General features: G+C 45.7%; 11 protein-coding genes and 1 tRNA gene. 5 read left to right on the top strand and 7 right to left on the bottom strand.

Translation table 11 applies throughout. The annotated features are described in order from the left end of the window. Positions 1-92: 92 nt before the first annotated feature. From C7460_RS22810 to C7460_RS24175, 4 genes are all read right to left on the bottom strand, one after another. Positions 93-827 (bottom strand): response regulator transcription factor, encoded by a 735-nt coding sequence (locus C7460_RS22810; protein ID WP_115870459.1) that lies wholly within the window; start codon positions 825-827, stop codon positions 93-95. A gap of 8 nt (positions 828-835) precedes the next feature. Further along, positions 836-1,672, bottom strand: a complete 837-nt coding sequence (locus tag C7460_RS22805; RefSeq protein ID WP_115870458.1) for an alpha/beta fold hydrolase — start codon at positions 1,670-1,672, stop codon at positions 836-838. A 111-nt stretch (positions 1,673-1,783) separates the two neighbouring features. Then, positions 1,784-3,235 (bottom strand): 23S rRNA (uracil(1939)-C(5))-methyltransferase RlmD, encoded by a 1,452-nt coding sequence (gene rlmD, locus C7460_RS22800; protein ID WP_115870457.1) that lies wholly within the window; start codon positions 3,233-3,235, stop codon positions 1,784-1,786. After that, positions 3,205-3,399 carry a hypothetical protein gene (locus tag C7460_RS24175; protein WP_221409613.1) on the bottom strand — a complete coding sequence of 65 codons (195 nt, stop codon included), beginning with the start codon at positions 3,397-3,399 and terminating at the stop codon, positions 3,205-3,207. Before C7460_RS24175 ends, rlmD begins: the two co-directional genes overlap by 31 nt. Before the next feature lie 79 nt (positions 3,400-3,478). Between C7460_RS24175 and C7460_RS22795 the strand changes: the two genes are divergently transcribed. Next, positions 3,479-6,046, top strand: coding sequence for a T9SS type B sorting domain-containing protein (locus tag C7460_RS22795; RefSeq protein WP_115870456.1), 2,568 nt, complete (start codon positions 3,479-3,481; stop codon positions 6,044-6,046). Here the strand turns inward: C7460_RS22795 and C7460_RS22790 are convergent. Then, complete coding sequence (locus tag C7460_RS22790) at positions 6,043-8,583, bottom strand: DUF5686 and carboxypeptidase regulatory-like domain-containing protein (protein WP_115870455.1); 2,541 nt, start codon at positions 8,581-8,583, stop codon at positions 6,043-6,045. The genes C7460_RS22795 and C7460_RS22790 overlap by 4 nt on opposite strands. Beyond that, positions 8,573-9,733: a trans-sulfuration enzyme family protein gene (locus C7460_RS22785; RefSeq protein WP_115870454.1), complete on the bottom strand. Its 1,161-nt coding sequence runs from the start codon at positions 9,731-9,733 to the stop codon at positions 8,573-8,575. The genes C7460_RS22790 and C7460_RS22785 overlap by 11 nt, the downstream gene beginning before the upstream one ends. 443 nt (positions 9,734-10,176) lie before the next feature. On the opposite strand from C7460_RS22785, the gene C7460_RS22780 reads away from it, so the two are divergent. The 3 genes from C7460_RS22780 to C7460_RS22770 all read left to right on the top strand — a co-directional run bounded on the left by C7460_RS22780 (position 10,177) and on the right by C7460_RS22770 (position 13,950). Beyond that, positions 10,177-11,505 carry an ammonium transporter gene (locus C7460_RS22780; RefSeq protein WP_245986531.1) on the top strand — a complete coding sequence of 443 codons (1,329 nt, stop codon included), beginning with the start codon at positions 10,177-10,179 and terminating at the stop codon, positions 11,503-11,505. Positions 11,506-11,613: 108 nt separating this feature from the next. Continuing rightward, the gene (locus C7460_RS22775; protein ID WP_115870453.1) at positions 11,614-12,660 is read left to right on the top strand and encodes an outer membrane beta-barrel protein; all 1,047 of its coding nucleotides are present in this window, start codon (positions 11,614-11,616) and stop codon (positions 12,658-12,660) included. A 276-nt stretch (positions 12,661-12,936) separates the two neighbouring features. After that, entirely contained in the window at positions 12,937-13,950 is a 1,014-nt protein-coding gene (locus C7460_RS22770; protein ID WP_115870452.1) for a glutamine synthetase beta-grasp domain-containing protein, read from the top strand. 558 nt (positions 13,951-14,508) lie between these two features. Here C7460_RS22770 and C7460_RS22765 read toward each other — a convergent pair. Further along, positions 14,509-15,228, bottom strand: a complete 720-nt coding sequence (locus tag C7460_RS22765; RefSeq protein WP_115870451.1) for an SH3 domain-containing protein — start codon at positions 15,226-15,228, stop codon at positions 14,509-14,511. Between the two features lie 84 nt (positions 15,229-15,312). Between C7460_RS22765 and C7460_RS22760 the strand changes: the two genes are divergently transcribed. Further along, positions 15,313-15,385: transfer RNA gene (locus C7460_RS22760), tRNA-Lys, on the top strand. The last annotated feature ends 591 nt before the right edge of the window (positions 15,386-15,976 follow it).

The raw sequence follows: 15,976 nt of genomic DNA, 5'->3' as shown, positions 1-15,976 counted from the left end.
TTCCGCAAAGAAACACAAAGTGTCGATATTTTAGGGTTACTGATGTGAGTGAATGGTGATTGGAAGTGCCGGGTTTGTAATAAGATGTGCTCTTAAAACAGCTTCAGATCTCGGGCAATAGATAGGAGCTCCGCGGTATTTGCCGCCTCAAGTTTTCGCAACATATTTTTACGATGCGTTTTTACGGTGTGAATGGAAATCAATAGTCCATTGGCAATATCTGATGAGCTAAATCCACGGGCGAGGAGTCTCAGGATTTCCAATTCCCGACCAGAAAGTGTATTGCGTAACAGGGCGAGCTCTGGCATGTTATAATCGAATCCGATGAGGTTCTTTCCCTCTGTTTTCCATTTTCTTATGTTACTGGAGCCTAGCCAGGTAATGTCCTCGAGATAGCTTACATTACTGCTTATTTTTTGTTGGCAGATTCCGTTGAGTATGGAGATTCTTTTGTAGGTGTATATTTTTCCTCTTTTGCCTTTCATGCGGAAGGTTACATGCGAAGACTCTTCTAGCAACTGGTGATCATCATTGAAAAAGTTATTGCCCATGTAAGAGACCAGGTTGCTGCTGTAATCGAGGATAAATGCTCGATCTTCTGGCAGCATAATATCGTAATAGTGTTCTAATGACGGAAGTTCGTTAGCTGAGAAGCCTGCTACTTTGGCATTTGGATTGACAGTAAAGCGGTTGACCTGAACTTCATAAATAGGTTTCTGGATTGGCAGACTAAAGACATCCACATATTTGGACTCGCCTGATATGTTGGCTTGTGCAAAATTCTTTCTGATATCCTCGTTTAGTTCTACTGCTGTCTTGGCTGGCACGGCTCCTGCTACTTGGTATCTGCAGGTAAATTACTCAAAAATGCGTTTAGTTTTCTAAAGAAGGTGTCTGGGTTTTCGATGAACGGGTAATGAGCAGCGTCAGGGTAGGTAAATGAGTGTCCATTTTTGCTTTGTTGTGCCATGGATTCCACGTCTTCTGTGAAGATGGTATCTGAGTCACCACACACGAATAGTTTCGGGAAATCGAGCGCATAAAATGCTTCATAGATTTCCCAGTCAGCGAGTGCTCCATCCATCCGAAAAAGGTTGGGGCCCATAGCATATGCCCACAGACCTTTGTTAAATGTAGCCATGCTTTTCATAAACTCTTCCGGGAAGGGCGTGATCTTCATCGCGTGTCGGGGATACCATTCGCTTAAAACGAATCCGAAAAACTCATCCCCAAAGTCCCCCTTTTCTTCAAACTCCAGAATTTTACTTGATAGCGATTCCGGTAATTGTTCGATCAACACCCGCAAGTTGCTGTTGTATTTGGTGATTGATTCGGGCATGTTGAGGGAGATGAAGGCCTTGACTGGAATATTGAGTCGTTTGAGGGCTTCAGTGGCGATGGTCACCCCAAATGAATGGCCGATGATGATAGGGGTTGTTGCATCGATTTCCTCAAGAATTTCCTTGAGATCTTGTGTGAAAGCCTCATAGCTTACTTTACTAAAATCTGTTGCCAGATACGTTTTTGGGGTAAAAGTGGTGACTCGATAGGTGGAAAGGTCCAGGTGTTGGAAGAATGCCTGGAGATAACTGTGGTCCAAACCAGGTCCTCCTGGAATAATTAGGATGTCCTGTTTTCCAGTTCCTTTTGTGGTGTACTGTGCTTGATTCATTGGTATATTGGCTAGTAGTGATCGCTAATGCTACCGGCCAATATACTAAATGTCCGTTGTTAAGGTCGGTTTTAGGTAGTGAGAGGTATGCTCAATTATGCATGCCGACTCTTACTTCTCCAACAACGCCACACTTTCCACATGCGCCGTATGCGGAAACTGATCAACGAGGCTGAATTTCTTCAGTGCATAACCAGCAAGTTCGAGTTGCTCTATGTCACGCGCCTGTGTGGCAGGGTTGCAAGACACGTAGACCATGCGCTCAGCGTTGAGGTCTATGATTTTTTGTAAGGTCTTCGGGGCGATGCCTGCTCTGGCCGGATCCAAAATGACCGTTCGGATTTTACCGGAGTATTGTGGGTGCTCTTTCAAGAATTTACCCACATCAGCAGCATGAAACTTCACGCCTTTGATACCATTTCGCTCAGCGTTTTCCCGGGCATTTTCGATGGCCGACTCCACTATGTCCACACCCACTATCTGCGCATTTTCACTTTTGGATGCTAGTATTTGCCCGATGGTGCCCGTGCCACAGAAGAGGTCCAGCACGATGTTGTTGTCCACGGTTTCTTTCTTTTCCAGTGCATAGTCTACCACTTTGTTGTACAGCTTCTCTGCTGACTGTGGGTTGGTCTGGAAAAAGCTTTTCATGCTGATTTCGAAGTTGAGACCGTTGAGCTCCTCCACAATTTTATCTTCTCCGTAGATGAGCTGGATTTCGCCGGTAGTGGCGATGGTGCGATCACCTACTTCGTCATTCGTGGTGTGGATCAAGCCGGCTACTCGCTCCCCAAAGCGAGTAACCAAGAAGTCAGCAAACTTCTGTAGGTCAAACTGCTCCAAGCCATCTGATGTGGTCACCAGATTGAACAACAGCTGGTTGGTTTTATTTGATTTTCTCACCACAAAATACCGGAAAAAGCCTTCCTGCCTGGGGGCATGCCAGGGGGCAAGTCCGGTGTCTTTGCAATATGCTTTGATGAGGTGAAGCTGATCTTCCAGCTCTTTGTCAAACAGCCCGGAATCCTTTTTGAGGTCATCGCCACACCACCAGGTGCCCCTTTTTTTGAATCCAAGCGTGAACTCATCTACATCGGTTTTTAGCTCCCGGTCATAGCCGATGGCGGAGAAGGCATACTCCATTTTGTTGCGGTAGTGAAACGTGGCAGGTGAGCTTACAAATTCATCAAAAAGGGATGCTACGTCGTTTACTTTTCCAATCCTTCGGTATAGCTCCAGTGTGCTCTGCTTTTTGTAGGCGTGTTGTTTGTCCAGTGGTAGCTGGATGTAAGGTGCGCCGGGAATGTCCTGATACGGCACTTCTACTTCATCAGGAGATGGCTGGATTACCTCCAGGAGCTTACATTCTGCATACGTTTTGCTGATCTTTTTGACCTGTGCTTTTACCTGCTGGCCAGGAATGGTGTTGGGTACAAAAATCACAAAATCTCCATGCTCGTTTGAGATTTTTCCGATCCCCTTTCCTCCAAAGGCGTATTCTCGAATCGTGATTTCTATTACTTCGCCGCGTTTTACGAAACTATTTTTTGATCTTCTAGCCATTTCATTCTTTTAATCTGCCCTATGGAGTATCCGGATGGTGTTGCCTTTAACCTTATCTCCTGGCGCTTGCAGTTTGTCAGGTGCTCCAGCCGGTAGCTGCGCTTTCCTTTAGAGGAGGTGCCGTGAATCTCCAGCTTTTCGATAAATTTACCTACCTTCCTCACGGCGCAAAACTAACGAATACTTTGTGATGCTTTGCATGAAGAAGGAGAGGTACAATGCAGATTAGCTCGAATTAGACATATGATTGTAAGGAAGTTTTGGGTGATGCTTTGTGGTGTGCTTTTGGCGCTATCACCTCGTGCAAATCATATTGTTGGGGGAGAGATTGAGTTTATCACTATAGAGCCCGGGCGCTATCGGATCAACCTCATCCAATACCGTGATGATGCACAAGACGAGAATGACGTGATCATAGATCAGTACACCGTCTATCTATTTGCCAATAGACATGGAGCCAACGCAGAGCCTGTTTCTACTCACTTACTCACCCGGGTGTCTTATGACGAGGTGCCTTATACGAAGCCAGACTGCTCCATAGCTCAGCTCAAAACGGGGCGCGTGGTGTGGAGCGCAGAAGTGAATCTGGACCCCAAAGCATATGCCGACCCGGAGGGCTACTACATTGCCTGGGAGCGATGCTGTAGAAATGAGGTGATTAAAAATATAGTAAATCCGGTACGCACAGGTATGAAATATGTGCTGGAGATTCCGCCCCTTTGGAAAGACGGAGTGCCATTTATCAATTCTTCTCCAGAGCTATTGAAGCCACTAAGTGACTATGCGTGTGTGGGCCAGCTCTATTACACAAGCTTTACAGGGTCAGATCGGGATGGAGATAGCCTCGTGTACCGCCTGGCTACTCCGCTCAACAGTTCGGCATACGATCCATTGCCTATCCCACAGCCCAAACCACATATTCCTGTGGAGTGGGCAGAAGGGTATTCGCTGAGAAATGTCATCCCGGGCGCACAGCCGCTGAGTATCAGTACCAAAGGGTTACTGCTGGTCAATCCTGCTGAGCCGGGTGTGTATGTGTTTTCGGTGGTGGTAGAAGAGTGGCGAGATGATGAGAAAATCGGCGAAGTGCAACGTGATTTTCAGATGCTTGCTATAGACGGGTGTACGCCTCCTGAACCTCCGGAGGTAGGAGTGAAAATTCCAGGTAATGAAACTTTTAACCCTGAAGTGGATACTCTGTACTACGGTGTAAACGAAGACAAATGTTTTGATTTTGTGATTACCAATATCGCGCAGGGAGAGACCATAAGCCTGCGGGCTGAGGGAGTAAACTTTGATGGGGATATTGAGGATGTTTTTAGCATCAGTCAGGCGTATGTGGGTGAAGGCGTAGATACGCTGGTAGTACAGTTTTGTGCGCCCGGTTGCCCTCCAGTCCGTGATGAGCCTTTTATAGTGGATTTGATTGCTGGTGATGATGCTTGTCCGCTACCCCAGCTGGATACGGCACGTCTTACGATCTACGTGGAGCCTCCGTCTAATGTATCACCGTCCTTTGATCCTGTAGGTCCTCGCTTTGTAGTAAATGAAGATTCACTGCTGGAGGTAGCGCTCAGGGCTACAGATGTAGATGCCGACAGTATAATTTTATCGCTAGTGGTAGAGGGGGAGGCTGACCCGCAAGCTCGAGGCTTTTCGCTAGTGACCCGGACATCTGTGCGTGGAGAGATCACTGCAAGCCTGTTTTGGGACACCAGTTGCCAGGCGTATGATTTTACCGATCAGCAGCAGTTTCGGGTAGGAATATTGGCAGAGGACCTGGATACTTGTGAGGTAGTCAGCGAGCCGCTGTGGCTGGATATGGAAGTGGTCCTTCCGTTCAATACCGAGCCTGAAGTGAGTGTTTCGGTCAGTGACTCAGTAGTAGTACGCCCTGGCGATCAACTAACCTTTGATGTGAATGCCACGGATCTGGATGGAGACACCTTGTATTTGCGCTGTATAGCTGATGGTTTTGATCAAAATAGTATAGGAGTGACATTTGATGACGCCAGCGGTGTGGGTGAGGTTGTTTCTCCATTTTCCTGGGCGGTCAGTTGCAAAAGCCTGGTGCTGGGTAAGGATGATTATACCTTTCTTTTTGTAGCCGAAGATCAGGATCGATGTGAGGTAGTGAATGCAGATACGCTGGTATTTAAAGTGCACGTGGATGTGGATGAAAACAACAGTCCAGAGTTTGTGCAGGTAGCAGATACAGCGCTGGAAGTGAATGTGCCTTTTGAAATGGACCTAACTGCCCTGGATTTGGACGAGGATGATTCCGTAGGTATTACTTTTTTGAATCCTGCTCGTTTGCCCAATTCTCCAACCCTTAGCCTGGAAGAGGTCAAAGGAAAAGGGCGGGTGACTTCTACTTTTCGGTGGACGCCCGACTGTTCGCTGCTAGACTTTGGGGAGACTTCTGCTTTTTACGATATCGTGTTTTTGGCTTACGATGATGGGTGCCCCATTCAGAAGCTGGACACCATGCTGGTTACGTTTGAAGTGCGGGAGACACGTGAGCGATTCAATCGATTTTTACCTCCTAATGTGTTTACCCCAAATGGAGATGGGAAAAACGATGAGTTTAGGTTGGTAGATCTTCCCAGGCCGGAGCAAAACCTACCTATAGACAACTGTGATGATGCATTTGAATATTTTGCGGTTCACGATAGAAGTGGTGCCACCGTGTTTGAGTCATCGAGCCGGGAGTTTGTATGGGATGGAGCCAATGTAGAGGCAGGGGTCTATTACTACGTGGTGAAATATACACGCACGTCCTACAAGGGATATTTGCATGTGATGCGCTAAAAGCCTGCACCCACTCGTATGCCATTGCGCTGATGCGCTCCATCTTGCATAGAGGTGAAGAAGTCTACTCGGAAAAATTTAAAAATATGCTCGATACCAAAGCCTAATTCCATGTATTGCCCAGCTGTAGGAGTGGTGAGGTAATTGGCGCTGGCTACAGCTTGTAGGTTTAGTCGCTTAATCAGCGGGATTTTGTTGAAAATAAATTCATTGAAATGGTGCTCGTAATGCGCTTCTAAAAACCGGTCTTGAGTACTGTAGGTATAGTAGTCGAGAAGTTGAAAAAGGTTTTGGCCTCCCAGTTTGGAGAGGTAGATCCTGTTTCCGTTGAAGTGTTCGAAATCTACAAAGCTCATTGTTTTGGTACCTACAAATGCACCTGCCCAGGTGGATATTTCACTGGTACCCATGCTGCCAATGCGAAATTCATAGGTGCTGCCGGCCTTGAGGAGGTTGTAGTTTACGTCTGATCCTAATAGCGGAAACCCTTTTTTAAAGTAAAGGTGAAGTTTTGGGTAGGGTGATTTTAGAATGATTTTTCGGTCTGGTCGGTCTATGTACTGCTGAGCAAAGCTCAGCTCCAAACGCAGAGAGGCGAGTAGCGCCTCATGAGTGTCAAATGCCGTGTTTCCTATTTCTGCGTTCGTAGGAGTGTTGGGTGTAAAGTCTCTGTTGGCCAGGTTGTAGCTGGCGTGGTTGGTCATTGGAGTACGCTGTTCGTAGCCTGCGGCAGCAGTGATGAGCATTCCATTGATGAGTTCAGTTTGATAGCCTGCTTTCGCAAAGCTTTTCTGGTAATATTTAGCGTAGTTTTTACCTCTCAGGATGCTGAAGAAAGTGTTCGTTTCGTTGGGGATGGGGTTGTCATTGTTGAGCTGATAGGTGTATCGGCCGATTCCCCCCAGGATGAAAGAGCGCTTTTTGGGGTTTAGGAGCTTAAACCCTTCGATGCGAGCCTGTACTTTTTTGTTTGCAAATCCATAACGAACTGCAGGCGTAATGCGGTAGTTTGTATGATGTTCATTGCGTTTTTGAAAGCCAAACTCCAGATTCATCACCAGGCCTTCTACACTGTTGTACTGTAGTCCTTCTAGTAGTGTAGGGAGGGTGAGGTACCTGCGCTCGTAGCTGTTGTAGTGTGTGTATCCGCTAAAAAACAGGTTGCCAAACTTGAATTGATTGCGGGTCTGATCTACCGAGTCTTTATAAGCTTTGGTGGATTTGATCTCGCGGAGCGAGTCTTTGAGCTGGTAGTCTTTTACCTCTAGTGGTGTGAGGGGGATGGGTCTTACGGCTGCCCAGTACATGGAGTCGCGTTCGTTGGCGCCTTCTTCTACGGTGAGCACCGCATTGCTAAAGTCTTTCTCCGTAAGTGCTTCTGCCTCATTTTTCTGCTGCTGAGCAGGTGGAGGTGATGCCGGGGCTTTTTTCTTTGGCTTAGTAGCGGTTTCGTCTTTCCTTTTTCTGGGCTGATAGTAGTTGGGTACTATGTCGTAGTTTCTGTAGATGGCTGTAAAATGTCCACTTCCTTCAAACCCAAAGGCATCAAATTCAAATGTAAATCGCTGGGAAATCGGCATCCAGATGTCATGCCCTACTGGTGCAAATACCTGGTTGAAGTTGAGTGAGTTGAGGTATTCGATACCATTGGCCCTGGTGAGGTTGACGTCTACGCTGTGTAGCCGCCAGCTGTTGTCCACTATATAGATGTATCCGCTAAATGCCGGGTCTGTTTTTCGCTTTGGGCTGATTTTGATTTTATTGATGTACAGGTCCTCTTCTATAATGGAGCCGGCAAATTCGTAGTTGTAATAAAGAAATGCATTGTTTGCCAGTGGCGAAATAAAGGGTCTTTCGCTAAGTCCTTCGATATAAAAGCTGTTGTCATAAAGGTTGATGAGCATTTCACTTGCCTGATTGTAGCTGAAGGCGTTGTTGTTTCCGCTCACCTTGCTGGAGATCATCTTTTCGTTGATCTTGTCAGGGTGCAGGTACTTGATGCGCGAGATAGACTCAGAAAGGTAGACGATGCCTGTGTCTATGGTGATCGTCATGCCGAGGAGGTTTTTAGGGCGTTTGTCTAGTCGCTGTAGGCCTTTTATATACACTTCAGTGGTATAGGCAGCCACTTCATTGGCGTAATATTTCCTTTTTTTGATGGCCTTGCGTATGATTTGTTTGGCCAGGTTTTTTTTGTCTCCGGAGATTACCACCTCTTGCAGTACCAGGGTTTCCGGCAACAGCCGAAAATCGAGCTTGATGTCGGAGCTAGAGGTGTCCACATTTACAGCGGTGGATTTTTTCTGATAGCCCGTATACTGCGCCACGATGATGTGCTCGCCAGGCGATAGGTTCAGGGTGTAGATGCCGTTGGCATTGCTGGTGGTGCCATTGGTAGTGCCCTGCTCATATACCGTAGCAAATGGTAGCGGCACACCGGTAGAATCGGTGATTATACCGGTGACCGTAGCCTGACTTTTTGCCGAAAGGCAGACAAGTAGTATACCTATATATATAAGGAGTGATTTACAGGGCATCAAAGGCGTTGGATAGGTCTTCGATGAGTAGCTCTGGATTTTCAAGCCCTACATACAGGCGAACCCGATTTACCGGCGTGTCATCACTGTGGTAGTTGAGCGAGCCAGTGGTAGTGGCGGCTGGAAATGCCAGCGACTCAAACCCTCCCCAGGAGCAGCCCAGTTTAAAGCGCTTCAGAGCATTGCAAAATGATTTGACCTGCTCGAGTTCGGTAGTGTCCAGTTCGATGGTCATGAGACCACCTGCTTTTTTGAGGTACTTGTCTCTCAGCTCAGGCTGCGGGTAGCTTTTGGCGTGGGTGAAGTATAGTTTGGTGACTTTCGGGTGGTTTTCGAGGTATTCGCCTACTACCAGTGCATTGGAGGCTACCCGGTCCATACGCATCTCCAGGGTGCGAAGGGAGCGGATCATCAGCCAGGACTCGAATGGCGATAAGATGCCGCCCAGGGTCATGTAGGGCCCTTGAAAAATCTGTTTGGCCATTTTGGAGGAGGTGCAAAGCACTCCAGCTACCATGTCAGCATGTCCGCTTAGGTATTTTGAGGCCGAGTGCACCATTATGTCTATGCCATATTTTGCTGGTTGTTGGTTGAGCGGGGAGGCGCAGCTATTGTCTATGATCGTGGTGATACCTTTTTGTTTGGCGAATGCTGCCACCCGTTCCAGGTCCTGCATTTCGTATGTCCAGGAGTTAGGGCTTTCCAGGAAGATCACCCGTGTTTCTGGTTTTACGGCGGCCAGGAGGGCGTCGGTATCGTGAGCGGGTACAAAATCATGGGTCACTCCATACCCTTGTAGTATGGTGTTGAGTAGTTTTTTGGTCCATCCATATGGATTGGCTACACAGGTGATGTGATCGCCGGCTTGTACCTGAGACATGATAGCTGCCGCCACAGCAGCACTTCCACTGCCAAACACCAGCGCTTCTTCGGTTTGCTCGAGTGCTGCAAGCTTTTTTTGAAGCGTTTGTACGGTGGGGTTGGCCCCTCTGCTATAAAAGGGCGACTTGTCTTCGTGCTCCAGACAGGCTTGCATGTCTTCAAAGGTGTTGAAAACGAAGTTGCTAGTCTGATAAATAGCTGGAGAAGCGGGGATGTCCGTAAAAGCTGACCCCTCTCCAGTGTGAAATAGCGCGTCATTGATGTCCATGGGCCTAAAATTAGGCTATGCAAGAGAAATCCACGCATTAGAAGTAGACTAATTGTTGGAGCGCCAATTTGCTGTTTTTGGAAGAATCAGAAGAATATTCTGTGAAATCATTAAAAATTCAAAAATTAATCACCTGAATTTATGATAAAATTAAAATTATTTCGGTGAAGGTGATTTTTACAATATGAACAAGCTCGTGGTTCGAAAATCAACCTCGTTTGCACATTTTTCAACAAAACAGTCGGGTCACGGCTAAAATTTCAACCAATTCCATTCCGATTTGCAAAATATCATCTCATAATAGGTTCTAATTGAAACCATGATTTTGATGTTTTGCAAATATCTCGCTTAATTTGGTTCAGATTTGAAGCAGAAAACACAGGATTTGCAGAATCTTGAAGAAATCTGCTCTAAAAAGGAATTGTTAACTAAAACTTATGAAAATGATCACCAATCTGTTGATGATTATGCAAGATTCGGTAGCTGTAGCGGAGACAGCACCGGAAGTTGTGGAGACTGTAGCGGCTGCTGCGGTGGATTACAGTGCAGACATTACTGCCAACCTTCTCACTACAAACAATGTGTGGATGATGGTGGCTACTGCGCTAGTTTTTATTATGCACCTGGGGTTTGCTGGTGTGGAAACTGGTTTCGGTCAGTCCAAAAACACTGTAAACATACTTTTTAAGAATACGCTTACTCCTATTATAGGTATCCTGACCTATTCATTGATGGGATTCAATCTGATGTATCCTGGATTTGATGTTCCGGGTTGGTTTGGATTTGCTGGTTTTGGTCTGGAGACATCTGCTACTGCCGACAATAGTGCTGGTTACATGGATGCTGGCATGACTTACTGGACAGACTTTTTATTCCAGGCGATGTTTGCTGCTACTGCTGCTACTATCGTGTCTGGAGCTGTAGCTGAGCGTATCAAGCTTGGTGCTTACCTGATTTTCACTGTGATCTTTGTGGGTATCGTGTACCCGATCATTGGTAGCTGGAAATGGGGTGGTGGAGTTCTCGATGCCTGGGGATTCTATGACTTTGCAGGTTCTACTTTGGTGCACTCTGTAGGTGGCTGGGGAGCTCTTGCTGGTATCATGATTCTTGGGCCACGTCTTGGTAAATATGTAGACGGTAAAGTAATAGACAAGCCAGGATCTAGTGTGCCTTTGGCAGTAATCGGTGTATTCCTTCTTTGGTTAGGCTGGTTTGGATTTAATGGCGGTTCTGTACTGTCTGCTGATCCAGGGTTAGTATCCTTCGTACTTGTAACTACATCACTTGCAGCATGTGCGGGTGGTCTGGGTGGTTTCGTGACTGGATACATTGCCTTCAAACGTCTGGATCTGGGTATGGTGCTCAATGGTATCCTTGCAGGTCTTGTAGGTATCACTGCTGGTGCAGATGTGATCGAGCCGATGAATGCAATCATCGTAGGTCTGGTAGCAGGTATCCTGGTAGTAATCTCAGCTATCACGCTTGACAAATTCAAGTTGGATGATGTAGTAGGGGCTGTGTCTGTACACCTTACTTGTGGGGTGTGGGGTACGCTAGCTGTAGGTATCTTCTCTATCAATCCTGATCATTCTTTCCTTACTCAGCTTACAGGTGTGGCTGTGTGTGGTGTAGCTGCTTTTGTTAGTGCATTTGTGATCTTCATCGTGCTGAAAGCTACTGTGGGCATCCGAGTGTCTGAGCAGCATGAAAAAGAAGGACTCGATAGTCACGAGCATGGAATCAGAGGGTATACCATCATCTCTGAGTAATCCGAAAAATATAACAATCAAAAACATCAAGGCCTCTGAAATGCCTGGCGCCAACCATTCGGCACTCAGAGGCCCTTATTCTCACAAACTTTAAATACAACGAAGCTTATGAAAACTTTTACAAAAGTAACAAAAGGTTTTTTCCTGACCGCTCTGATGCTACTAGCTGTGGTTACTGTAAATGCTCAGGATGAGCCTGCTGGATTCACCTTCAGTGGGTCAGTAGATACCTACTTCCGAACTAACCTGAATGCTGAGAATCAGGTAGACCTGGATGATGATGGGACGTATGATGCCTATCAGGCTCCTGCCACTTCATTTGCAAATCAGCCTGGGTTTGCGCTGGGAATGGTTAACCTGATTGCTGCTTACGAAGGAGAGAAAGTTGGTTTTGTAGGTGATCTCGTGTTTGGTCCTAGAGGTACAGATGCGGTGTTTGCTTCTACTACTGCAAGCTCTAGCATTGTAAACCAGCTATACGTATACTGGAATGTAAGTGATGCGGTAACGCTTACTGCAGGTAACTTCAATACATTCCTGGGTTATGAAGTGATCTCGCCAACGGCTAACTTCAACTACTCTACTTCATATATGTTCTCTTATGGTCCTTTCTCACACTCTGGTTTGAAAGCTGACATAGGTCTGGGTGACCTGAGTTTGATGTTGGGTGTATTTAACCCTACTGATGCTACAGATTTCAACCCAACTGGTGACTATGTGGGAGGTGCTCAGATCGGTTACGGTGGAGCTTATTTAAACTTTTTGTTTGATGATGAGTTCTTTCAGGTAGACCTGACTGCCGGATGGGATTTGTCTGAAACTTTTTACCTCGGTGTAAACGCTACTTCAGCATCTGATAACTTCTACGGTGCTGCACTTTACCTGCAAAATTCGTTCTCTGAGTCATTTGCAATGGGACTAAGAGGTGAGTACTTCTCTGACGAGGGAGTAGGTGCTATCACTGTAGGTGAAAATGTAGTAGACCTTACTTTGTCTGCAAACTACTCAGTAGGTAATCTTACGCTGATACCTGAGTTTAGATTGGATCTTTACTCTGAGGAAGATGTGGTAATTACTGACTACAGCAGTCCTACGGATTTCGAAACTGGTAGCTCGCTGGCTTCATTTGTAGTAGCTGGAGTTTACTCGTTCTAAGAAATAAAATTTTGTAAGAAGAGGATTTTACGAAATACCCAAAAATCCCGTTCCCAGGTCTTGGATTTTCCAGACAGGGAATGGGATTTTTTTTGATTTAATTAACTTATTTTTGATTTTTTGATAAAAATTCCGAAATATTCATGAAAATAGTTCAATATATCGCGATTTTTATTAAAATTTGAAGTATTGCTTTTCCAGGGTCAATTTTAGACCTCACAGAAGTTGATTTGTAGAAAATTTATTTATTCACGTTAAAATATAAACCAGAAAAACATGGCTAAGTCAAAATTGGAGTACATCTGGCTTGATGGTTACAAGCCTACCCAATCTCTAAGAAGCAAAACAAAAGTTGTTGACAACTTCAGCGGTAAGTTGGAGGACTGCCCAGAGTGGTCTTTCGATGGTAGCTCTACTGAGCAAGCAGAAGGCGGATCTTCTGATTGTCTGTTGAAGCCTGTTTACATCTGTCCTGATCCAGCGATCGAAAATGGATACCTGGTAATGACGGAAGTTTTAAATGCTGATGGTACTCCACACGAATCTAACGCTCGTGCTACTATCGATGATCAGGATGATGATTTCTGGTTTGGTTTTGAGCAGGAGTATTTCCTAATGGACCCTACTACAGGTAAGCCACTAGGATTCCCTCACGGTGGATATCCTGGTCCTCAGGGTCCTTACTACTGTGGTGTAGGTGGTCAGAATGTGTTTGGAAGAGATTTCAAAGATGAGCACCTGGATCTATGTCTTGCTGCTGGCCTCAATGTAGAAGGTACTAACGGTGAGGTAGCTATGGGGCAGTGGGAATGGCAAGTATTTGCTAAAGGCGCTCAGCAGGCTGGTGACGAAATCTGGATCGGAAGATACCTGATGGAGCGTCTGTCTGAAAAGTACGGTCTTTACATCGAGTACCATCCTAAGCCACTAGGTGAGCTGGATTGGAACGGATCTGGTATGCACGCCAACTTCTCTAACTCTTACATCCGTACTGCAGGTAGCCAGGAGAAAATCGAGAAAGTATGCGAAGCTTTCCGTAGCGTAGTAGATGAGCACATCGCTGTATACGGTGCTGATAACGATCAGCGTCTGACTGGTAAGCACGAGACTGCTGCTATCACAGACTTCTCTTATGGTGTGTCTGACCGTGGTGCTTCTATCCGTATCCCTGTATACACTAAAAACAATGGCTGGAGCGGATACCTGGAAGACAGAAGACCTGCATCTAACGCAGATCCTTATAAAGTAGCTTCTAGAATTATCAAAACTGTAAAATCAGTTACTGGATAATTGCTAAAAAATATCTAACAATAAAAAAAACCCGGCACACGCCGGGTTTTTTTGTGAGGTTTTCGAATCCAGTAATATTTCTGCGAGCTTTCTTTGGAACGTTTAATTGTTGCATATTCTGTGTGGGGTTGCTTTTAAAAGGTCTGCGATGAGTTCTCACAATAGAGCCTGTCTAATATTATTCCCTACTTTTTCTTGCGGCCGGCCAGGCGATAAAAAGGCTACGCGCCCCGGCAGCAAAAATCAAGGGCTGCGCGCCCCGGGCTGAGCTCATTTCTTAACGCTTTTCCAAATGAAAATCAGCAAATAAATAAACTCGCATTTTCATTCCGGATAAAATTTCGAATTTGAGCAAATGCTCAGACAATATTTATTTGTCACCTGATTTTCATTCGAAAAACCTAAAATGAGCCAAGGCCCGTCCTATCATAAACTCTATCTTACAACAGGTTTTCGGTTAATCCTTCATTTGTTTATAGGTACGCACTAAGTCTCCTCACGAACCGTCGAGCTCTTAGTGCTCTTTCATTTTAATAATCAATGAATAAATAACCTTCCCTAAAGCTTCTTTAGGTTTTTGTTTCTAATGTATGCTTCCTGATCTCTCCAGAGGATTTTGGACCACAGCTCGTCTGTTTTGAGTACGGTTACTTTGTTGCCACGCTCTACATACTCTATGGGCTCAGCTGCCCCAGATGGACCAGTCATCAGTAGGCTGCGGTCTGCGCTCACTATGGCGGCATCTTTGGTGAGGAGGTTGTTGGAAAGTACGAGAAGTGCAGTGAGCGTGAGTGTCTGTAGTATGGCAGGTGTTACGGGCTGCTCTTTGCGTTTTTTCTTGCGAATGGAGTAATACATTAGAAATGCCGAAAAGGCGCACAAAAGCGCTGTGATGATTTCCTGATGTTGGCGGAGAAATCCGGTGATAAATTTAAAGTCGTTGTGCTCATAGCCAGCGAGCTGGTGTTCTTCAGCGATTTCCTGGATTTTATAAAGTGCACTCTTATCGTTGGTGCGCTCATAGTACAGATTGAGGTAAAAAAGCGCTTCGGCATAGTTGCCCAGACCTTCGGAGATAAACGCCATACGCGTAAGCATGGCAGCAGAGGTCTGGTTCTGAGAAAAAATATTCTCATAGATTTCCATAGCCTCGGTGTATTTTTGATTGTTGAACAAAGAATCTGCCGAGGATAATTGTTCGTTTTGGGCTGAGCTCCAAAGGGTTGTGCTCAGCACGATCAAAGAGGTGAAAATAAATCTGGAAAAAAAGTGTTTCATCGATTGTATTTTGTGATCAGGCTACATAGTTTTGCAACCGCAAAATAAGGGAACGGCCTTACAAAAAGCAAAGATACACATAATGATTCGCTAGCTCAGTTGGTAGAGCATCTCCCTTTTAAGGAGAGGGTCCTGGGTTCGAGCCCCAGGCGAATCACTTTCAAAAAGCCTCTTAGAGAAATTTAAGAGGCTTTTTTGGTTTTCGGGGTTTTGTGGGGAAAGGAGCCGGTCCTGGTGTGGGACGCCACTCCGATCGAGCCCCAGGCGAATCACTTTCAAAACCCTTCGAAAGTCACTTCGGAGGGTTTTTTCGTTTATATGGTTTTGTGAGGAAAAGGAGAGGGGCCTGGTGTGGGATCAAGCAATATTTGTGTGGGCTCGCTTTTGAAAGTTCAATTGTAGCATTATTTGAAAAGGTTTGCTTTTTGACGCCTTGCGATCGGCTTTCAAAACAGATCGAGCTTTAGTTTTTTTTCACTCTACTTTTTCTAGCGGCCGGCCAGGCGATAAAAAGGCTTCGCGCCCCGGTAGTAAAAATCAAGGGCCGAATTCATTTCTTAACGTTTTTCCAAATGAAAATCAGCAAATAAATAAACTCGCATTCTCGTTCCCATGATGATTTTGGATATATCGCATATGCTCAGACCTGCCTTTGCCGGCCTTTAGGTTTACAATCTATTGATATTCTAAGACTACTACTATTATCCACATGAGGGGGTTCTAGGGGGAGACTCATAATTTGTGAATA

Origin of the sequence: Marinoscillum furvescens DSM 4134 (assembly GCF_003386095.1) — a bacterium.
GTDB lineage: Bacteria > Bacteroidota > Bacteroidia > Cytophagales > Cyclobacteriaceae > Marinoscillum > Marinoscillum furvescens.
The sequence above is the reverse complement of the archived record's forward strand: the minus strand, read 5'-3'. Positions and strand labels throughout refer to the sequence as shown.